Origin of the sequence: Tardiphaga sp. 709 (assembly GCF_032401055.1) — a bacterium.
GTDB lineage: Bacteria > Pseudomonadota > Alphaproteobacteria > Rhizobiales > Xanthobacteraceae > Tardiphaga.
This window is the reverse complement of the sequence record NZ_CP135529.1, coordinates 5,113,233-5,132,648: the sequence shown is the minus strand read 5'-3', so window position 1 is coordinate 5,132,648 and position 19,416 is coordinate 5,113,233. Positions and strand designations below refer to the sequence as shown.

Annotated in this window: 17 protein-coding genes; 9 read left to right on the top strand and 8 right to left on the bottom strand. The window is 62.7% G+C overall.

The window, feature by feature from the left end:
* Positions 1-12 precede the first annotated feature (12 nt).
* The gene (locus RSO67_RS24915) at positions 13-792 is read right to left on the bottom strand and encodes an ABC transporter ATP-binding protein (RefSeq protein ID WP_315841011.1); all 780 of its coding nucleotides are present in this window, start codon (positions 790-792) and stop codon (positions 13-15) included.
* Positions 776-1,996, bottom strand: coding sequence for an ABC transporter substrate-binding protein (locus RSO67_RS24910; RefSeq protein ID WP_315841010.1), 1,221 nt, complete (start codon positions 1,994-1,996; stop codon positions 776-778). Before RSO67_RS24910 ends, RSO67_RS24915 begins: the two co-directional genes overlap by 17 nt.
* Positions 1,997-2,549: 553 nt before the next feature.
* Here RSO67_RS24910 and RSO67_RS24905 point away from each other — a divergent pair.
* From RSO67_RS24905 to RSO67_RS24875, 7 genes are all read left to right on the top strand, one after another.
* Positions 2,550-3,557 (top strand): ABC transporter substrate-binding protein, encoded by a 1,008-nt coding sequence (locus RSO67_RS24905; RefSeq protein WP_315841009.1) that lies wholly within the window; start codon positions 2,550-2,552, stop codon positions 3,555-3,557.
* Between the two features lies 1 nt (position 3,558).
* Positions 3,559-4,374 (top strand): ABC transporter ATP-binding protein, encoded by an 816-nt coding sequence (locus tag RSO67_RS24900; protein WP_315841008.1) that lies wholly within the window; start codon positions 3,559-3,561, stop codon positions 4,372-4,374.
* Positions 4,367-5,191, top strand: a complete 825-nt coding sequence (locus RSO67_RS24895) for an ABC transporter permease (protein ID WP_315841007.1) — start codon at positions 4,367-4,369, stop codon at positions 5,189-5,191. Before RSO67_RS24900 ends, RSO67_RS24895 begins: the two co-directional genes overlap by 8 nt.
* A gap of 174 nt (positions 5,192-5,365) precedes the next feature.
* On the top strand, positions 5,366-6,337 hold the full coding sequence (locus tag RSO67_RS24890) for a sulfonate ABC transporter substrate-binding protein (protein WP_410001778.1): 972 nt from the start codon (positions 5,366-5,368) through the stop codon (positions 6,335-6,337).
* A complete protein-coding gene (ssuD, locus tag RSO67_RS24885) occupies positions 6,334-7,494 on the top strand; it encodes an FMNH2-dependent alkanesulfonate monooxygenase (protein WP_315841006.1) in 1,161 nt (386 codons plus the stop codon). Before RSO67_RS24890 ends, ssuD begins: the two co-directional genes overlap by 4 nt.
* Before the next feature lie 59 nt (positions 7,495-7,553).
* Positions 7,554-8,945, top strand: a complete 1,392-nt coding sequence (locus RSO67_RS24880; RefSeq protein WP_315841005.1) for an LLM class flavin-dependent oxidoreductase — start codon at positions 7,554-7,556, stop codon at positions 8,943-8,945.
* 66 nt (positions 8,946-9,011) lie between these two features.
* Entirely contained in the window at positions 9,012-9,614 is a 603-nt protein-coding gene (locus tag RSO67_RS24875; RefSeq protein WP_315841004.1) for an alpha/beta hydrolase, read from the top strand.
* Positions 9,615-9,735: 121 nt separating this feature from the next.
* Here the strand turns inward: RSO67_RS24875 and RSO67_RS24870 are convergent, their stop codons facing one another.
* Genes RSO67_RS24870 through RSO67_RS24855 form a run of 4 tightly spaced genes read right to left on the bottom strand, consistent with a single transcriptional unit; the run spans position 9,736 to position 14,952 of the window.
* Positions 9,736-11,499, bottom strand: coding sequence for an ABC transporter ATP-binding protein (locus RSO67_RS24870; RefSeq protein WP_315841003.1), 1,764 nt, complete (start codon positions 11,497-11,499; stop codon positions 9,736-9,738).
* Positions 11,496-12,410, bottom strand: coding sequence for an ABC transporter permease (locus RSO67_RS24865; protein ID WP_120288766.1), 915 nt, complete (start codon positions 12,408-12,410; stop codon positions 11,496-11,498). Before RSO67_RS24865 ends, RSO67_RS24870 begins: the two co-directional genes overlap by 4 nt.
* Positions 12,407-13,324: an ABC transporter permease gene (locus RSO67_RS24860; RefSeq protein ID WP_315841002.1), complete on the bottom strand. Its 918-nt coding sequence runs from the start codon at positions 13,322-13,324 to the stop codon at positions 12,407-12,409. Before RSO67_RS24860 ends, RSO67_RS24865 begins: the two co-directional genes overlap by 4 nt.
* A gap of 8 nt (positions 13,325-13,332) precedes the next feature.
* On the bottom strand, positions 13,333-14,952 hold the full coding sequence (locus RSO67_RS24855) for an ABC transporter substrate-binding protein (RefSeq protein WP_315841001.1): 1,620 nt from the start codon (positions 14,950-14,952) through the stop codon (positions 13,333-13,335).
* 296 nt (positions 14,953-15,248) lie between these two features.
* Between RSO67_RS24855 and RSO67_RS24850 the strand changes: the two genes are divergently transcribed.
* Positions 15,249-16,586: an LLM class flavin-dependent oxidoreductase gene (locus RSO67_RS24850; RefSeq protein WP_315841000.1), complete on the top strand. Its 1,338-nt coding sequence runs from the start codon at positions 15,249-15,251 to the stop codon at positions 16,584-16,586.
* Between the two features lie 63 nt (positions 16,587-16,649).
* Here RSO67_RS24850 and RSO67_RS24845 read toward each other — a convergent pair whose 3' ends face one another.
* On the bottom strand, positions 16,650-17,492 hold the full coding sequence (locus tag RSO67_RS24845; protein WP_315840999.1) for a CmcJ/NvfI family oxidoreductase: 843 nt from the start codon (positions 17,490-17,492) through the stop codon (positions 16,650-16,652).
* A gap of 368 nt (positions 17,493-17,860) precedes the next feature.
* Between RSO67_RS24845 and RSO67_RS24840 the strand changes: the two genes are divergently transcribed.
* Positions 17,861-18,064 carry a hypothetical protein gene (locus tag RSO67_RS24840; RefSeq protein ID WP_315840998.1) on the top strand — a complete coding sequence of 68 codons (204 nt, stop codon included), beginning with the start codon at positions 17,861-17,863 and terminating at the stop codon, positions 18,062-18,064.
* Positions 18,065-18,202: 138 nt separating this feature from the next.
* On the opposite strand, the gene RSO67_RS24835 is transcribed toward RSO67_RS24840, so the two are convergent.
* Positions 18,203-19,276 carry an LLM class flavin-dependent oxidoreductase gene (locus tag RSO67_RS24835; protein WP_315840997.1) on the bottom strand — a complete coding sequence of 358 codons (1,074 nt, stop codon included), beginning with the start codon at positions 19,274-19,276 and terminating at the stop codon, positions 18,203-18,205.
* Between the last annotated feature and the right edge of the window lie 140 nt (positions 19,277-19,416).

Here is a 19,416-nt window from a genome sequence, read left to right as displayed (position 1 = left end):
TTGCGGAGGTCGTTATGACTGCGCCCCCAGATAAGCCGACGCCACCTCCGTATTGGCGATGACATCGTCAAACCGGCCTTCGGTCAGCACCTGTCCCTCGGCCAGAACATAGACGCGGTCGCACAGCAGACGGACCATGCCCATATTGTGCTCCACCAGACCGAAAGTAGTGCCTTCCGCGCGCAGCGCCTGAACGAATTCCACGATCTCACCGATCCGCGTCGGGTTCACGCCGGCACTCGGCTCATCCATCAACACGATACGCGGATCGAGCATCAGCGCGCGGCAGATTTCCAGCAGCTTCTTCTGGCCACCCGATAGTGTACCGGCAGGCGCGTCTGCAAGTTTCCAGAGATCAACGCGCTGCAGCAGTGCGCGGGCCTTGTCGATGGCTGCGTCCTCCTCGTCACGCACCGCGCGGCGGGACCAGAGCAGCGACAGGACGTTTTCTCCGCGCATATGAGGCTGCGCGACAAGGACGTTCTCAAGCACCGTGAGGCTCGCCAATTCGCGCGAGAGCTGAAAGGTCCGCGCCAGCCCGCGACGCGCCCGCCATGCCGGGCCATGCTGCGTCACGATCTCTCCGCCGAGCTGCACCGCACCGGCAACAGGCCGCACCGCGCCGGCGAGTACGCCGAACAGTGTGGACTTGCCGGCGCCGTTGGGACCGATAAGTCCCGTGACGGCGCCCGCAGCGAGCTGCACCGATGCACCATTCAGCGCCTTGAAGCCGCCTTCATAGATCACACTAACATTGACGGCCTCGAGCATCGGTTCAGCGGATCTCGCCAACCAGTTTGCTGTCGCCTGCCTTGATCAGGAAGTGCCCGAAAGTCAGGTCGGTCTGGTCGCCATTGGGCGCAAAGCGGAAATCCGACGCTGCCCCCGCATAACGGAACGGCTCGCCTGCACGCAGCGCCTTGAGCGCTTCGGCCGGATCGCCGATCGAGGGGGCATCGGCATTGACCAGTGCAGGAACTTCCACGCCGAAACGGATGCCATCAGTGCTCTTGGCCTTCTCGATGGCCAGTGCCGTCAGCACGATCTGGTCGAACACCTGCGCACCGAAGGTCATGATGGTGCCGTCGGGCTTGCCGATTTCCTTCAGATAGCGGCTGTAAGCGGCAGATTTGCCAACGGGCACCTGCTGGGTGTGATGCACGCCTTCGGCGACTTCGGCACCGACATTCTTGACGAACTGACCGTTGCTGCCCGCAGCGTTGCCAAACGCATAGATCTTGCTGTCATAGCCCGAGCGGAAAGCTTCCTTGGCGATGGCGCTGAGCTCGTTAATGTAGGCAGCAACGAACACGGCGTCCGGCTTCTTGCCGAAGATGCGCTCCACCTCAACCCGATAGGACGGCTGGCCAGCGTTGAAGCTGACTTCATCCAGCACCTTGCCGCCGGCGTCCGTGAAGCTCTTGCGGAACGGCTGAATGGTGCTCTGCGTAAAGGGCGTCTGCAGCACGAGGATCGAGGCAGTCTTGATGCCGTCCTTGGCCATCGCCTTGCTGAAGGCCTCGCCCCAGCTCTTGCCATTGGTCTGGAAACGCCAGACCAGATTCTTGTTGTCGCCGTCGGTGATTTCATCGGCTGAGCCATTGACGGTGAGAAGTACGCCCTTCTCAAGCGTAATCGGCTTGACCGCCAGCGCGACGGCACTGCTCCATACGCCTGCGATCGATGCGACCTTGTCCACGTCAATCAGCTTGCGTGCGGCAGCGACACCGGCGGTCGGCTGCGTCTCGTCATCCGCCACGATCAGTTCCAGCGGGCGACCGAGAACCCCACCGGCGTCGTTGATAATTTTCACGGCGGCGCGAGCGGCTTGCTCTTCTTCCTGGCCGTAAGGTCCGCCGATCCCCGTCAACGGGGCCAGCAATCCGATACGAATCGGTGATTGCTGAGCGAGCGACATTGGCGGCGAAGCGAGGCTCGCTGCGAGCGCAACCGATGTAGCCAAAAGAGCGCGGCGGGACAGATACGAGGTAAGCACGGTGATCTCCAGGATACGTCACGGGCGAGCGCTGGAACAGATCTCTGCCCGGCCGTCGAACGCCGCAAGCCGTGAAACAGCCATGACATACATGTCAATGCTGCCCACGAAAGAAGCGCTTTTAGCCTCGTTTGCACCGCTATGGAACCTCGCGCGAACCGGGACACAGCCGGGAAAGAGATTTTTATTCTCGCACTCATAAGACGCATGGTGCTTGCGATAACCTGAATGGGTGTATCGATTTCGCGTCTCCAATCCGCCCCATATCACGGGACGTCAGCACAACTTCCGGCAGGAACGAGCCGCGGCAGGCCTCGTCAAACAGACAAGCTGGCTCTTCATTCGGTCGCCTATCGAGAGCAAACCGCCTTCTCTCTTCGCAGGGATTTCGAGAAAAACCGTCTCACATCGATCGTTGCGCCAGTGGGCTTGTTCTGAAGATGGCGCCATCGCATCTGCACGCTGGACGCGTTGCCTGATTTCCTGAAGTGTAGTTGCAACTTCTCCAAAGCGCACACTTATGCCGCATCAGCAGGCACTGAAGAGACATATCATGAAGACAGCAAGATTTCTGCACGTCGGCGCGCTCGCGTTGGGCTTTGTCGCGGCGACTATGCAAGGCGTTCGAGCCGAGACGGCCCAACTCCGTATCGCGCAGCAGTTCGGGATCGCCTATCTCCCGCTCATCGTCGCGAGCGAACGAGGCTTGATCGAGGACGAAGCCAAGGCGCTTGGCATCACGCCGCCGAAGATCGAATGGCTGCGGCTCTCGGGCGCCGCATCGATGAATGAAGCACTGATTTCCGGCGGACTGGATTTCGCGACCGCCGGCATCACGCCGATGATCCTGACCTGGGACAAGACGCGGACCACCGCCAAGATCATCGGCGTCGCCGCCTTGGGATCAATGGCCAATATCCTGACCACCAACAATCCGAACATCAAGACACTGGCCGACTTCACCGAGAAGGACCGCATCGCGCTGCCGTCGGTCAAGGTCGGCTTCCAGCCGATCGTACTGCAGATGGCGGCCGACAAGGCGTTCGGCAAATTCGACAAGCTCGACGAACTCACCGTCAGCATGCCGCATCCGGACGCAACGGCGCAGATCCTGTCGGGTCGCTCCGAGATCACCGCGCACTTCACGTCGCCACCGTTCTCGCAACAGCAACTCGCCAGCGGAAAAGTGCACGAGGTGCTGAACAGCTACGACGTGCTCGGCGGCCCGCATACGTTCAACGTGGTCTATGCCACCACCAAATTCGTCAACGACAATCCGAAGACGATCCAGGCTTTCGTGCGCGGACTCGACCGCGCCAATGACTGGATCAAGGCCAATCCGAAGGAAGCCACTGCGCTTTACATCAAGGCGGAAAACTCGAAGCTTGCGCCGGATTTTGTCGAGAGCATCATCCGCGACAAGAACATCAACTTCACGACAATTCCCGAAGGCGCGCAGAAATTCGCCGACTTCGAGGCCAAGGTCGGCCTGATCAAGCAGGCGCCGGCGTCGTGGCGGGATCTGTTCTGGTCCGGCCTCGGGGAAAAGCCGGGAAGCTGAGGTGAACGTCGCGCCGCGATCGGCTGACTTCGTCGGCGACGCCGTAACGGCGCCGCTGCTGGCGCTCGATCACATCAGCATCAGCTATCCCACCCGCGACGGCATCCTCACCGCCGTCGAGGATGTCAGCTTCACACTCTCGGCCGGCGAACGGCTGGTGCTGCTCGGCCCGTCGGGCTGCGGCAAGTCCACGCTGCTGCGTACGGTGGGCGGTTTCCTGAAGCCGAGCAGCGGCGAGATCCGGCTACACGGGCGGCGCATCGATGCGCCCGGCCCTGACCGCATGACGGTGTTTCAGGAATTCGACCAGTTGCTGCCGTGGCGTACGGTGCTCGGCAATGTTCGCTACGCACTGCAACGCGGCAAGTCGCTGCCGCGCCCACAAGCGGAAGAGGTGGCGCGCCACTGGCTCAGCCGCGTCGGGCTGAAGAATTTCGTCGATACCTATCCGCATACGCTGTCCGGCGGCATGAAGCAGCGCGTCGCCATCGCCCGCGCTTTCGCGCTGGAGCCGGCATTGCTGTTGATGGACGAGCCGTTTGCAGCACTGGATGCGCTGACGCGCCGGCAAATGCAGGACGAACTGCTGAAGCTATGCGAGGAGACCGGCAGCACGGCGCTATTCGTCACCCATGGCATCGACGAGGCGATCCGCGTCGGCACCCGCATCCTCGCACTGACGCCGCATCCCGGCCGGCTGGCCGCGGCATTCGACGTGCCGCCCGACACCCGCATCCGCGGCACCGCGCGCTTCGCCGAGCTGGAACGGCAGATCCAGCAGAGCGTGTTCGCCGATCCGGAAACCGAATATGTCTGACATCGCCGCACCGAAGCTCGTTCGCGCGCCTGCCCTGCAACGCGCGTTCTCCGGCACGCCGTGGCGCCGCGCCGTGATCCTCGCGGGCTTTGCGCTGATCTGGGAGCTTTATGCGCGCTGGCTCGACAACGCGTTGCTGCTGCCGACCATGGGCGCGACTTTGTCGGCGCTGTGGGCGGCGACCGTCTCCGGTGAACTGCCGGACCGCACCCTGACGTCGCTGCGCGTCCTGATCACCGGCTATGCGCTGGGCGTCGCCGTCGCCGCGGTCCTCACCACCCTCGCCGCACTGTCACGCTGGGGCAACGAAGCGCTCGGGCTGCTGACATCCATGTTCAATCCGCTTCCCGCCATCGCGCTGCTGCCCGTTGCATTGCTGTGGTTCGGCATCGGCACGCCGAGCCTGATCTTCGTCATCGTCCATTCCGTGCTGTGGCCGGTGGCGCTGGCCTGCTATGGCGGCTTCCTTGCCGTGCCGCCGACGCTGCGGATGGCTGGCCGCAATCTCGGCCTGTCCGGCGGCCGCTTTGTCGTGGAGATTCTGGTGCCCGCGGCATTTCCGCAGATCCTGTCGGGCCTGCGGATCGGCTGGGCCTTCGCATGGCGGACCCTGATCGCGGCCGAACTGGTGTTCGGCGTCAGTGCCCGTTCTGGCGGTCTCGGCTGGTTCATCTACACCAGCCGTGCACAGTTGGAGACGGCCAGCGTGTTCGCGGGACTGCTGACGGTGATCCTGATCGGCCTCGTCGTCGAAGGGGTTATCTTTCGCACATTGACGCGGATCACGGTGCAGCGCTGGGGCCAGGAGCAGGCCTGAGCGAGCAATCTGCGGCGGCAATACCGGAAGCACAACGTTCTCCGGATGGCGGCATTGTGCAGAGCGATCAACCCATGATCGTCCCGGTTTTTGGAATTCCCCAGATCGCCTGCTTGGGACTCTAATGCGTCATCGGTGATGGCACCTTTCACGCCCCAATGCAGGACAACGACAATGCATGCCAGACGAATGATCTTGAAAGCCGCCATCGCCATGGGTCTCGGCGTGGCTGTCGTCTCCGCTCCCACGCTGATCGGTTCCGGATCAGCGCACGCGCAAGAGAAGACCGTCCGGATTGGCTTCCAGAAATACGGCAAGCTGGTTCTGCTGAAGAGCAAAGGCAGCCTTGAGCCACGCCTGAAGGCGCTTGGCTGGTCCATCAAGTGGACGGAGTTTTCGGCAGGCCCCGCGCTGCTGGAAGCCATCAATGTTGGTGCGCTCGATTTCGGTAACACCGGCGAGGCGCCGCCGATCTTCGCGCAGGCCGCCGGCGCACCGATCCGCTATGTCGCCTACGAGCCGCCAGCGCCCAAGGGCGAAGCGATCCTGGTGCCGAAAGGCAGTCCGATCAAATCGGTCGCCGAGCTGAAGGGCAAGAAGGTCGCGCTCAACAAGGGCTCCAACGTTCACTATCTCCTCGTCAAGGCGCTGGAGAAAGCCAATGTCAAATATTCCGACATCACGCCGGTGTTCCTGGCGCCGGCGGACGCGCGGGCGGCGTTCGAGCGCGGTGCCGTGGATGCCTGGGTGATCTGGGATCCGTTCCAGGCGGCCGCTGAAGCTGCGATCGAGGCGACGGTTCTCGCCGACGGCACCGATACCGTGTCAAATTACCAGTTCTATCTGTCATCGCAGAAATTCCTGGAATCCGATCCCAAGGTGGTCGATGCGATTCTCGAAGGCCTGCGGGAAGTCGACGACTGGGCCAAGACAGACATCAAGGCGGTGGCCGAGCAATTGAGCCCCTCGGTCGGCCTGCCGGTTCCTGTCCTGGAGGTCGCGCTCAAGCGGCAGGCCTACGGGATCAAGCCGATCGATCGCAAGGTCATCACTGAACAGCAGCAGCTGGCCGATACGTTTCTCGCGCTCGGACTGATCCCGAAAGCCATTGCCGTAGCCGACGCCGCCGGGACATCCGCACCATGACCGCAGTCGACGACGCTCTCAAGATCCTCTGGTTCCTGCCGACCAGCGGCGACGGCCACTATCTCGGAACCACGGCCGGTGCGCGCGAGGTCGATTTCGACTATCTGCGGCAGATTGCGCGTGCCGCGGACAAGCTCGGCTATTACGGGGCCCTGCTCCCGACCGGCCGCAATTGCGAAGACTCCTGGGTCATCGCATCGGCCATCGCGCCGTGGACGGAACGATTGCGCTATCTCGTCGCCGTGCGACCCGGACTGCAGTCGCCCACCGTGGCGGCGCGCATGACTGCCACACTGGATCGCCTGACCAACGGACGGTTGCTCATCAACATCGTGACGGGCGGCGATGCCATCGAGAACAAGGGCGATGGCGTCTTCCTCGATCACGACGAACGCTATGAGGTCACCCGTGAATTTCTGAATGTTTACGCGCGGGAGCTCGCCGGCGAAGCCGTCACTGTCGCGGGCAAGCACATCACGGTCGAAGACGGTCGCATCCTCTACCCGCCGATCCAGACGCCCCATCCACCATTCTATTTCGGCGGTTCGTCCGATGCCGGCATCGATGTCGCCGTCGATACCGTCGACAAATACCTGACCTGGGGCGAGCCGCCGGCGCAGGTGGCGGAGAAGATCGCACGCGTGCGCGGGATCGCCGAGCAGCGCGGCCGCAAGATCACGTTCGGCATTCGGCTGCATGTCATCGTCCGCCATACCAACGAGGCGGCATGGAAGGCCGCCGACGAACTGATCGAGCATCTCACCGACGACACGATCGCATCCGCGCAGCAAATTCTCGGGCGAATGGATTCCGTCGGCCAGCAGCGCATGTCGCAATTGCACGGCGGCCGGCGCGACCGGCTCGAGGTCAGCCCGAATCTGTGGGCCGGTGTAGGCCTGGTGCGCGGCGGCGCTGGCACGGCGCTGGTCGGCGATCCCGCCACGGTCGCCGCACGCATCCGCGAATATCAGGACTTCGGCATCGATACGTTCATCCTGTCTGGCTATCCGCACCTCGAAGAGGCCTATCGGTTTGCCGAACTGGTATTCCCGCTGCTGTCGCTGCAACGGACCGACAATGTCCGGCAGTTCCGTGCCAATACCGGCCCGTTCGGAGAGCCACTCGCCGATCACCGCCGGGCGATTGCAAAAGTTTGACGCGCCACCGGTCTTGATCTCAGCGGCGCAACGACGCCGCGGCATCTGGAGGACACCACGTGACGAAACAGATTCGCCTCAACGCATTTGCCATGAACTGCGTGGCGCACCAGTCGCCCGGCCTGTGGACGCATCCCGACGATCGCTCCGGCGACTATAATCGCCTGCCCTACTGGCTCGATCTCGCGCAAACGCTGGAACGCGGACGGTTCGACGGACTGTTCCTTGCAGATGTGCTCGGCGTCTACGACGTGTTCGGCGGCAATCCGGACGCGGCATTGCGCAATGCCGCGCAGGTGCCGGTGAACGACCCGCTGCTGCTGGTGTCAGCGATGGCTGCCGTCACTGAGAATCTCGGTTTCGGCGTGACCTGTACGCTGTCTTACGAGCCGCCCTATCCATTCGCCCGCCGGATGTCGACCCTGGATCACCTCACCGATGGCCGCATCGGCTGGAACATCGTCACCGGCTATCTCGACAGCGCCGCCAAGGGCATGGGTAAGGCCAGCCAGAACGCCCATGACGACCGCTACAATGTCGCCGAAGAATATATGGAGGTCGTCTACAAGCTGTGGGAAGGCAGCTGGGAAGACGACGCCGTGCAGCGCGACAAGGCGCGCGGCATTTTCACCGAGCCGTCGCGCGTTCACCGCGTCCAGCATTATGGCGAGAACTACACCCTCGACGCCATCCATCTCTCCGAGCCGTCACCGCAACGAACGCCGGTGCTGTATCAGGCCGGAACGTCGCTGCGCGGAAAACTGTTCGCCGCGCAACACGCCGAATGCGTGTTCATGTCCGGTCCGGCCGCAAAGGTGATCGCGCCGCGCGTCGCTGCGATCCGCACGCTTACGGCAGAGACGGGGCGCGACCCGTCGGAAATCCTGATGTTCAGCATGATGACGGTCATCCTCGGCCGCACAGAAGAGGAAGCCGCCGCGAAACATGCGGAGTATCGCCGCTACATCAACCATGAGGGCGCCCTGACGCTGATGTCCGGCTGGACCGGCGTCGATTTCTCGACCTATGACCTCGACCAGAAGGTGGAGCACGTCCAAAACGAAGCAGGCCGCACGGCGATGGACAATATCACCCGCGCCGATCCCGATCGCACCTGGACAGTGCGCGAGGTCGCCGAGCATGTCGGCATCGGCGGCATCGGGCCAATCGTGGTCGGAACGCCCGAGCAGGTGGCTGACGCCATCGAGGACTGGGTTGCGCAGACCGACGTCGATGGCCTGAACCTCGCCTTCGCGATCTCGCCGGGAAGCTTTGAGGACATCGTCGATCTGCTGGTGCCGGAACTGACCCGGCGCGGCATCTACAAGAGTGCCTATACGCCCGGCACGCTTCGCGAAAAACTGTTCGGTGCCGGTCGCGCACGGCTGCAGGTGCCGCATCCAGCCTCCTCGTTCCGCCCCGCGCTGCCATCCGCTATCGCCGCGGAGTAACGGCCCGAACGACTCGACGTCGGCCTTCCGCTTGGGCTGGCACCAAAACAGCAGAGGGATCGACGCATGCGGGGCGCTCTGATCATTCCGGGCCTTCACGGCTCACCGGACGGCCACTGGCAGACCCTGTTGCAGAGCCATACGCCGTTTGCGCGCCGCGTCGAGCAGGACGACTGGGACGCACCTGTGCTCGATCGCTGGGTGGAGCGACTTCTGTCGAGCGCAGATGCCAATCCCGGCGCGATCGCAGTCGCCCACAGTCTCGGCTGTATCCTCATTGCCCATGCAGCGCTGCGGGTGCCGGACATCAAAATCGGCGGCGCACTTCTGGTCGCACCGGCCGATGTGGAAACGAACACCGACGCATTCCCGCAATTGCGCAACTTTGCACCGATGCCGACGACATCCCTGCCGTTTCCGAGCATGGTCGTCGCCAGCAGCAACGATCCCTTCATGTCGCTGCAGCGAGCGCGCATGCTGGCCGAGAGCTGGGGCTCGGACTTCGTCAACATGGGCGATGCCGGCCACATCAATATCGCGTCGGGCTATGGCTGGTGGCCAGCCGCGCATGGCATGGTGGACGCTCTCGTTGTGACAGCCGACGCGGCACAACAGCGAAAGACCCGGCTGTTCAGGGACATGCCAGGCAAACGAATTCCGGCGGCTTAGGCGTCATTTGCGTCGTCATTGCGAGAAGCGTTTGCGACGAAACAATCCAGTCTTCCTTTGTGGCCTTCTGGATTGCTTCGCTGCGCTCGCAATGACGAACTCCTGGACTAGTTTCAATCAATCATGCTCTGGAAAGGTCAGCCGTCGCCGCATTGGCAGACGAACGCACGAAGGCACTCTCGATGGCGGGGATCGATGACAACAAGGCCCTGGTGTAGTCATCGGCCGGGTTGGAAAATACCTGATCGACCGGTCCGGATTCGACGATCCGCCCGCGGTGAAACACCAGCACGCGATCCGCGATATGCTGGACGACGCCCAGATCGTGAGAAATGAAAAGCAGCGCGGTCCCGAGGCGCGCCTGCAGTTCGCTCAGCAGGTCCAGCACCTGCGCCTGGATCGAAACATCCAGGGCCGACACCGGCTCGTCGCACACGATGATGTCCGGCTCCGCCGCCAGTGCACGTGCAATGGAGACACGCTGCCGCTGGCCGCCCGACAACGACCGCGGAGTGCGACCGAGATGACCGGCGTTCAGACCGACCTGCTCGAGCAGCGCAACGATGCGGTCGCGCTTTATGCGCGCATCGCCGGTCAGGTTTTCGGCAATCACATCGGCGACCCGGTAGCGCGGATCGAAACTGCTGAGCGCATCCTGCGGGATATATTGCAACCTTGCGCGCAGCGCGCGCCGCTCAGCCTCCGCCACCCCGGACCACGGCTGCCCGAGCAGGCGCACCTCGCCCTCGTCCGGCGCGAGCAGGCCGAGCACGATCTTGGCGCATGTCGACTTGCCAGATCCGGACTCGCCGACGATGCCGACAACCTCGCCGGCCTTGACCGAAAAAGTTACTCGGGCGAGCGCCGGCGGCGATACCGCGCCGACCGCAGCTGATCGCCGCTGGACATAACGTTTAGAAATGCCCTCAATCTGGAGCACCAAAGCTTCATCCGACGGCCTTCGAATGGGAAGGCGCTCGCGGACGATGACAGACCCGACGACGCCGTTCCCTTCGACGCTTGCAACGTCAAATCGGGCAGACGCGAGCAGATGTCCTCTTGAATCAGCGGATGGGATCGCAGCGAGAAGCTGTCGCGTATAGGGATGGCGCGGACGGCGCAAGACATCCGCCGTGGCTCCGCTGTCCACGATGCGGCCGTCGCGCATCACAATCACCCGATCGGCGATTCCAGCCACGACAGCGAGATCGTGGCTGATCAACAGCAGCCCGGCGCCTTCCCGCACGCGCTCGGCCAATACGGCGAGCACCTGCGCCTGAACGGTGACGTCCAGCGATGTGGTCGGTTCGTCTGCGATGATGAGATCCGGATCGGCGGCAATGGCCGATGCGATCAGCGCGCGCTGGCGCAAACCGCCGGAGAGCTGATGCGCATATTGTGCAGCTCGATGTTCGGGATCGGGAATGCCGACCTTGCGCAGCACACCGGTGACACGTGCGGCAACTCTTTGTCGCCCACGTAATGTCCGATGCGCGGACAGCACCTCGCCGACTTCCTGGCCGATGGTGCGCAGCGGATCCAGCGACACCAGCGCGTCCTGCATGACAAGGCCGGTGACCGTGCCGCGCAGCTTGCGCCAGTCGGCTTCACGAAACTGCAACGCATTGCGGCCCTTGATCAGGAAGCGATCAGCGTCGACCTCGGCCCCATCGCCAGACAGGTTGAGCAGGCTCCGCGCCGTAATGCTCTTGCCCGATCCGGACTCGCCGACCAGCGCCACGCATTCGCCGCGGCGGATCGTCAGGTCGAAGTTCCGGACGATCGGTGCGCCGCCATTGGCGCCGGCAAAACCGATCGAGAGGCCCTCGATATCGATCAGCAGATCATCGGGCTGTGGAACGACCAGATATGGTTTGTCCGTCATGCCAGCCGTCCCTCGAACCGTTTCTGGATGGCATTGCCGACCAGCGTGAAAGCGATCACCGTCAGTGTGATGGCGAGGCCGGGAAACACGCCGGGCCACCACGCTACGCGCAGCACGTCGCGACTCTCCGCCAGCATCACGCCCCATTCCGGCGTCGGCGGCTGCGGGCCGAGCCCCAGAAAGCTGAGGCCCGACACCGCGAGGATCGTATTGCCGATATAGACCGTCGCAATCACCGGCACCGCGACCAAGACATTCGGCAGCACATGGCGGATGAAGATCTGCCAGCGGCCGAGGCCATAGACGACCGCATGCGTCACGTAATCGGCATCGCGCACCAATTGCGTTTGGGCACGGATGACGCGACCGAATTTCGGAATGCCGGCAATTCCCACAGCGATGGCGATGTTGAGCATACCCTGTCCCAGAAACGTGACCACCAGCATCGCCAGCAACACGCCGGGGAATGACGACAGCACGTCGAACACGCGCGACGTCGCCTCGTCGAGGAAACGGTTGCGTTGTCCGGCGAGAATGCCAAGCACGATGCCGAAGGCCAGGCTGATCGCCATCCCGCCGAGCCCGATCAGGAGCGAATAGCGCGTGCCGTGGATGGTCCGCGCGAACACGTCGCGGCCGAGCCGGTCGGTGCCGAACAGATGCTCCCAGCTCGGCGGCTTCAGCCCCAGCGCGTAATCGCCGATCAGCGGATCGAACTGGGTGAAGGCGCGTGGGAATGCCGCGGCCAGAAGCAGCACGAACAGAAACGCTAGCGAGATAGCAAGGCCTGGCGACAGCAATCGCGGCGCGATCACGGCCGCCGTCGTCACCGGTTCCACCGCACCGGGCGGGTTAACCTGCGGGTCAAGCGCGATGGACAAGTCCGCGAGCGGACGGGTTTGCACGTTCATTGCGCCCTCAGTCTCGGGTCGATCAGTAGATACAGGATGTCGAGCAGGGTCGACGCGGCGACATGGATGAAAGCGGCCAGCAGCACCACGGCCAGCACCACCGGCACGTCATGGGTCAGCACGGCGCCGAGAGTCACGGTGCCGAGACCCGGACGCCCGAAGACTTTCTCCGTGATCACAGCGCCGCCGAGCAGTCCGCCGATCAGCCAGCCGCCGAGCGTCACCGCCGGCAGCAGAGCATGCCGCAGCACATGGCGCGCGCGGATTACGAGCTCGCCGACGCCGCGCGAGCGTACCGTAGTGACGAAGGGCTGATCGAGCGTCTTCTCCATCGCCTCACGCAGCACCTGCGCCAGGAGGCCCGCCGTCGGCAATGCCAGTGTCAAGGACGGCAGCACAATCGACTTCCAGCCGCTGCCCCCGGACACCGGAAACCAGCGCAGCGTGAAGGAGAACGCCATCAGCAGCAGAATGCCGAGCCAGAACACCGGCGTCGATGCGAATACCAGTTCCAGAAAGGATGCGATCTGGCGCGAGATGCGCCCACGCCCTGCCGTCAGCAACGCGAGCGCGACTCCGATCACGATGGCCAGAAGTCCGCCGAGCAGCGCCAGTTGCACGGTCGGCATCAGTTGTGATCCCACCACCTCGGTGACGGGCTGACGCAGCACATAGGACGTGCCGAAATCGCCCTGCAGGATGCGCAGAAGAAAATCCAGGTACTGCGCGAGCAGACTGCGATCGAGCCCCCACTCCGCCGCAATCGCCTCGCGCAGCCCTGGATATTCCAGATCGCCCGCCAGGATATCCTGGATGCGTCCCGGCAAAGCGTGCAGCGCCAAGAATGACGCCGTCACACTTGCCCAGGCCACCACGAGACTGGTGAGCAATCTGGAAATAATACGAGACCACATGATCTCGTCTACTTCGCCAGCCAGAAGTCGTAGGCGCTCGATGGCGAGTCCAGACCCGCCTCGAAGCTCAACCCGTTGACGTTGTTCTTCGCCGCCAGGAACCAGCTCGGTGCGAACATTGGCACGATGAAGGCCTGGTCGACGCCGAGCTTCTGGATTTCATCGGTGAGGGCACGCTTCTTCGCCACATCGGTCGAGCGCAGCGCCTCATCGATCAGACCCGTGATCTGCGGATCCGGATTGGCAATGTTGGAATACAGAAACCCTTTGGAGCCGAGCATGTCCCACAACTCCCGCGCCGGATCCGATGGATTGTCGGTGTTCGGATAGATCGTCCAGTTGCCGTTGGCGTTGTTCTTGGCATATTCGCCAGCGGTGATGATGCGCAGGTTGAGATCGAAGCCGATATTCTTGCGCAACGCGGCCTGGATGCCTTGGATCAGCACTTCGCGGTTGTCGCGGACGTAAGGCTGCGGATAGCCGACGTCGATCTTCAGGCGCACGCCATTCTTCGTGCGGAAGCCTTCAGAATCGCGGCCGGTCCAGCCGGCTTCATCGAGCAGCTTGTTGGCGCCTGCGATATTGTTGCCCCACGCACCGACCAGCGCCTTGTTATAGGCCGGGTTGGCCGGGCCGATGATGGACCATGCACGCGGCACCGTACCGAGATAGACCTGCTTGACCAGCGGTTCGAGATCGAAACCGTCACGCAGCGCGCGCCGGACCCGCACGTCATCCGCGGGCGGAATGGTGTAGTTGATGTTGAACGTGAACGACGTGCTGGCGCCGGACGGACCGGTCAACAATTTGAATTCAGCCTGATCCGCGAACAGCGGCGCGTCGGTCGGCTGCACGCCTTCGATCAGATCGACCTGCCCCGACGTCAGCGCACCGGCCCGCACTGCAGCCTCCGGCAGGAACCGCAAGGTCACGCGATCGAGATAGGCCGGACCAGTATGCGCGGCATAACCCGGTCCCCACTTGTAATCCTTGTTGCGGACGAACACGGCGGACTGGCCACGGCTGTAGCGCTCGAACACGAACGGCCCGCTGCCCGCCAGCAGCGGCCCACCGCCGCACAGGTCGCCCTTGGCGAGGGCCTTTGGCGAGATGATGCCCAGCTTGACGTTGGACGTGGACTCCAGGAACGTCGAATCCGGCTGCGTCAGGATCAATTTGACGACATAGGGCGACACGACTTCGGCGCGATCGAAATATTGCAGCAGCGCGACTGCATTGGTGGCGTTTTCCGGCTTCTTGACGAAATCGTAATTCGCCTTCACCGCCGCGGCGTCGAACTTCTCGCCGTCGTGGAAGACGACGTCCTCGCGCAGCTTGTACGTATATTCCTTTCCGTCCGGCGAGATCGACCACTCAGTCGCCAGCCATGGCGCGAAGGTGCCGTCGGTCTTCTTGCCGACCAGCGAGTCGATATAGTTGCGCGCCACGAAAAACGCGGCCTGCTGGGAGGCGCGATGCGGATCGAAGCAGCTCGGCTCGGTCGCAACGCCCCATGTGATGGCGCCGCCCGAAACCGGCTTGCCCTCCTGCGCCTGCGCAAGCTGCCCGCCAAGCATGACCGACACGATGGCAATCGACGCGCGCGCCGAAATACTAATCTTCCTCATTGGGGACCGTCCGTTGGTGTTTTTGACTACCAACCGCGGCAGCAACGTCTCGCATTTTCTGAAGTGATCAATGACATGGAGTTGCCACTTCATCTGAGCGCTGCAACGCGGTAGCAATTTGTAGCGCGATCTAAATCTGCAATCCGCGCAAAGACAATGCACTTCACGCGATCTCACCGTCGCGACACCAAGTTTGAAAGATCATTCGCGATGCGATGCGATCAGTGGGCGAATGTCATACGCGCGAGCCCGAAGACAACTGGATCGCTCTCCGCCTCGCCCATCAGGAATGCTCCATGAGTGAACGCAAACTGCATCTCAACGTGAACCTGCTTCATTCCGGCGTCTATGCATCGGCATGGCGGTTACCCGACAGCGATCCCGGCGCATTCTACGACGTGCAGCATTATGTGAATGTCGCGAAGATCGCCGAGCGCGGAAAGTTCGACGCGATCTTTCTCGCCGACACGCCGGCCATCACCGACCGCATCGACCTGCGGCCGTTTCAATCCATGGAGCCGACCATCGTTCTGGCTAGCGTGGCTGCCGCGACCACGCATATCGGCCTGATCGCCACCGCATCCACGACCTATAACGAGCCGTATAACATCGCACGTCGCTTCGCGACGCTCGACCATGCAAGCGGCGGCCGCGTCGGCTGGAACGCGGTGACCACGGCGGACGCGTCTGCGAGCCGCAATTTCGGCCTGTCGAACGTACTCGAACACGGCTTGCGCTATGAGCGCGCAAAGGAATTCGCCGAAGTCGTGCACGCGCTGTGGGACAGCTGGGAAGACGACGCCTTTGTCGGCGACAAGGCGTCGGCGCGCTTCGTCGATATATCGAAGGTCCACGCCATCGATCATCGCGGCACGCATTACACCGTGGCCGGTGCGTTGACCGTACCGCGCTCGCCGCAGGGACGGCCGATCACCGTACAGGCCGGCGGTTCAAGCGACGGCCGCGACCTCGCGGCGGCGCAGGCCGATGCGGTGTTCACGCTGTCGCAATCGATCGACGACGGCGTCGCCTATGCGCGTGATCTGCGGGCGCGGGCCGTCGCCTATGGCCGCCCGTCGGATTCCATCGTGATCCTGCCGGGCCTCGCGACCATCATCGGCAGCACCGAGGCCGAGGCGCAGCGACGGCAAGACGAATTGTGGGACCTGGTGCCGATCCAGTACAGCCTGTCGCGCCTGGCAGGAACACTGCATGTCTCGCCCGACATCCTCGAACTCGACAAGCCATTGCCGGACATTCCACTGCCGGCCAATGCCAACCAGACGATGTTCAAGGGCACCGTCGCCATGGCCCGCAAGGATAATCTGACGGTGCGGCAACTGCTCAAGGCGCTGGGCGGCGGGGTCGGCCATCGCATCATCGTCGGAACGCCCGAGGCGATCGCCGACGATATCGAGGCCTGGTTCAGGGCCGGCGCCGCCGATGGCTTCAACCTGATGCCTGACGTCTTGCCGACCGGTCTGGCCGTGTTCGTCGACGAAGTCGTCCCCCTGCTGCAAAAGCGCGGTATCTTCCGCCGCGACTACGAGGGAACCACGCTGCGCGACCACTTCGGATTGGAACGTCCGCCCAGCCGCTATGCAAAGCGCCCCGCAGCGGCCGTCACGGCGTGATATCGTCACAGGTGAATGCTCCCGCCGCGATCGACGGGAGCATCATGGTCGCGTTAGCCCACCCTATGGTGCGTGAAACACCAGCGCGCGCAGCTCGATGCTCTCGCGCGGCGGCGCATCCACAGGCGCGGTCGGATCGGCGAAGGCCGTGTGCGGAGCGAAACGCGCGACGCCATCTTTGGCCGAATCATAGCACTTCAGCAGCAAGATCTCGTCGGGCGTCATATCCGGCACGTAGTACCAGCGATGCTGCGGATTGAATTTCACTGCGTAGGTTTCACCGACCCGGTGCTGATAGACCAGATCCGATCCGACCAGTTCGTCAAAGCGAACGGTCCGCGCATCGGCGACCGCCAGCGGCGAATCCTTCAACGGGCCGCGGATCGGACGCCAAAGATTGATGATCTGCACCCGACCCTTGAGCAATTCTTCCGCGTCCTCCGGGATCAAATCGCGGACACGTTGCGGACCCGATCTATCCGTATGATCGACATGTACCCGCGCGACTGGCTGGCGCGGGCCGTCGCCGCGGTCATTGACGCCATCGACGCGCTTGCGCACGGTATGATCGAAGATGAAGACACGGATCGCGCCGGTGATGTCTTTCAGCAGCTTCTCGGCTTCGGGATAGTAGACGCCCTTGACGTTCTCATCATCGTAGAAGTCGGAGACCGCGCTGTGCTGGTGCGCCACCGCAAAGCCGTGTTCATCGAGCGACCACTGATCGATGCTCGGCCGCACATCATGGATCGCAACCGCATGCGGCTCCGGCTCCGCGTTGGAGCGCGGCTCTCCTGCCGGAGGATCGAATGTATAGGTGCGAGGGCGGCCATTGATCGGTGCCAGATAGTTCAGATCCGCGGTGACGAATGCACCGGCCGTGATCTTCTCGTTGAGCAGTCCCATGATGGTTCTCCCGATTGACATGGGCTCATCACACATTTCATGCGGCCCATTTGCTTCAATCTGATCCCGGAGACCCGCCGCGCCAATGGGGCGTTTCAAATAAGAAACTCATTTCCCGACAGCCTGAAAACGGATGATGCGATTTCAGCATCGCTATAGATTGAAGATGTTTAATGTTGTGATCACGATCATCGTGAAAAACGTTCGGCGTCGGTGCTCCCACGCACGCGGAACATCGCGCGCATCCGCAAGCATTTACGCCTCGTGACCGACGCTCCGAAAGAAGGATTGGAAGCCGTTCGGCCCAACTTTGGAATTCCCAAGCGCGCTGTGTGGAGCGTTAATGGGTGTCTTCAGGAGTCGAATTGATGCCACATCCGCCACTTCTCGCCGTTGCCATCGCAGGCGCTCTCGCGCTTGCGACGGCCGTCGAGACCTATCACGCTGCCCATCAGCCCAAGCCTGACATGTCCCGGAATGCTGCAGTCACAGTGACGCCAGCCCAGCAACTCGATCGCGCGCTGCAGGCACTCCGCCTCGATGCTGCCCGGGACAACGCATCAGCCATGTAGACAGGAGAAAGGACCAAGGCATGTATCTCGGAAAGATGACCGCTTTGGTACTGGGACACGCGACGTTCCTCAGCCTGTTCGTGTGGTGGTTTCACTAGGCGGAGATCACGCCTTGCAGGACCGCCTTGTAGCGTCAACTCAACCGCGCGAGGCCTTCAGCAAAGTTGCCTCCCCCTTCACCCGTGGAAAGATTTGCTCGGCAAAACGCTGCATCTCACTCTCCAATGGCTGGAATTGCAGCATGAACAACTCTATGCCGGCGGCATGGAACTCGCGGATACGGGCAGCGACCGTATCGTAGCTTCCCACCAGACCCGCAGCGGTCCCGCCATTGGTGCCGACCCGCGGCGACTTCTGCATCGTTTGCATCATCACGACCTTGGGATCGGTATTGACACGCTGAATGGCCTTCATCGGCGCGTCCTGCGCGGCAAGCGCCAGCAGACGCTGATGTGCCTGCTCGGCTTCTGCATCAGTCTCACGCGCGATCACGAAGGCCGACAGGCCAAAACGCAGCGGAGCGCCGGCCCGCGGTCGTGCCGCCACATTGGCGATCAGTGCCGTGACATCGGCCAGCGGCTGGCCGTTGATGAACCAGACATCGCCATGGGACGCGACCAGTTCGCACGCCGGCTCCGACTCACCGCCGACATAGATCGCGGGCCGCGCCCGGTACAGGTCCTTCGGACGTAGCGCGTAGTCTCGGACATCGAAATTTTCGCCCTTGTGCGTCAGCCGTTCCCCGCTCGTCAGTCGCGCAACGATCGAGATCCATTCCTTGCCATAGGCATAGCGATCGTCATGCTCGGCAAAGCCGATACCGGCTTTCTCCAGCTCGGGCTTGTTCCAGGCATTGACCAGATTGAGCGCAAAGCGGCCGCGGCTGATATTCTCGATCTGCAGTGCCATCTTGGCGAGTACGACCGGATGAAACAGATAGGGCTTGATCGCCGCGATGATCTCGATCCGGCTGGTCAGTGCAGCCAGCGCCGCTGCAGAACTCCAGGTCTCGAGTTGATCGAGATCTTCCTGATGCGGATTGATGGTGTGCTGCGCGATCAGGGTCGAATCGTAGCCCAGTGCCTCGGCCTGCAGGACCAGCGCCTTGTTGCGCTCCCACGACGCATCATACGGCTCTTCGGGATCCTGATGCGCCGCCCGTGGCCCATGCACCGGTGCCCAGACGCCAAATCGAAGAGGGTTCGTGCTCATGGTCTGCCTCATATTCACGTCGCTCTCGCTATAAGACGACCCGCACACGACAATGCAAGCACCGCCGTGCACTTATGACATCGGCGGCAAAATAGCGCGGATCGAATGAGAAACTTCTTCTTCGCATGACGCGCAGCACC

What these genes read in the sequence shown, in the direction of transcription:
- RSO67_RS24905 (WP_315841009.1), top strand. Translation starts at nt 2,550, where the DNA reads ATGAAGACAGCAAGATTTCTGCACGTCGGCGCGCTCGCGTTGGGCTTT.
- RSO67_RS24870 (WP_315841003.1), bottom strand. Translation starts at nt 11,499, where the DNA reads ATGACGGACAAACCATATCTGGTCGTTCCACAGCCCGATGATCTGCTG.
- RSO67_RS24855 (WP_315841001.1), bottom strand. Translation starts at nt 14,952, where the DNA reads ATGAGGAAGATTAGTATTTCGGCGCGCGCGTCGATTGCCATCGTGTCG.
- RSO67_RS24840 (WP_315840998.1), top strand. Translation starts at nt 17,861, where the DNA reads ATGCCACATCCGCCACTTCTCGCCGTTGCCATCGCAGGCGCTCTCGCG.
- RSO67_RS24865 (WP_120288766.1), bottom strand. Translation starts at nt 12,410, where the DNA reads ATGAACGTGCAAACCCGTCCGCTCGCGGACTTGTCCATCGCGCTTGAC.
- RSO67_RS24845 (WP_315840999.1), bottom strand. Translation starts at nt 17,492, where the DNA reads ATGGGACTGCTCAACGAGAAGATCACGGCCGGTGCATTCGTCACCGCG.
- RSO67_RS24860 (WP_315841002.1), bottom strand. Translation starts at nt 13,324, where the DNA reads ATGTGGTCTCGTATTATTTCCAGATTGCTCACCAGTCTCGTGGTGGCC.
- RSO67_RS24895 (WP_315841007.1), top strand. Translation starts at nt 4,367, where the DNA reads ATGTCTGACATCGCCGCACCGAAGCTCGTTCGCGCGCCTGCCCTGCAA.
- RSO67_RS24890 (WP_410001778.1), top strand. Translation starts at nt 5,366, where the DNA reads ATGCATGCCAGACGAATGATCTTGAAAGCCGCCATCGCCATGGGTCTC.
- RSO67_RS24850 (WP_315841000.1), top strand. Translation starts at nt 15,249, where the DNA reads ATGAGTGAACGCAAACTGCATCTCAACGTGAACCTGCTTCATTCCGGC.
- RSO67_RS24835 (WP_315840997.1), bottom strand. Translation starts at nt 19,276, where the DNA reads ATGAGCACGAACCCTCTTCGATTTGGCGTCTGGGCACCGGTGCATGGG.
- RSO67_RS24875 (WP_315841004.1), top strand. Translation starts at nt 9,012, where the DNA reads ATGCGGGGCGCTCTGATCATTCCGGGCCTTCACGGCTCACCGGACGGC.
- ssuD (WP_315841006.1), top strand. Translation starts at nt 6,334, where the DNA reads ATGACCGCAGTCGACGACGCTCTCAAGATCCTCTGGTTCCTGCCGACC.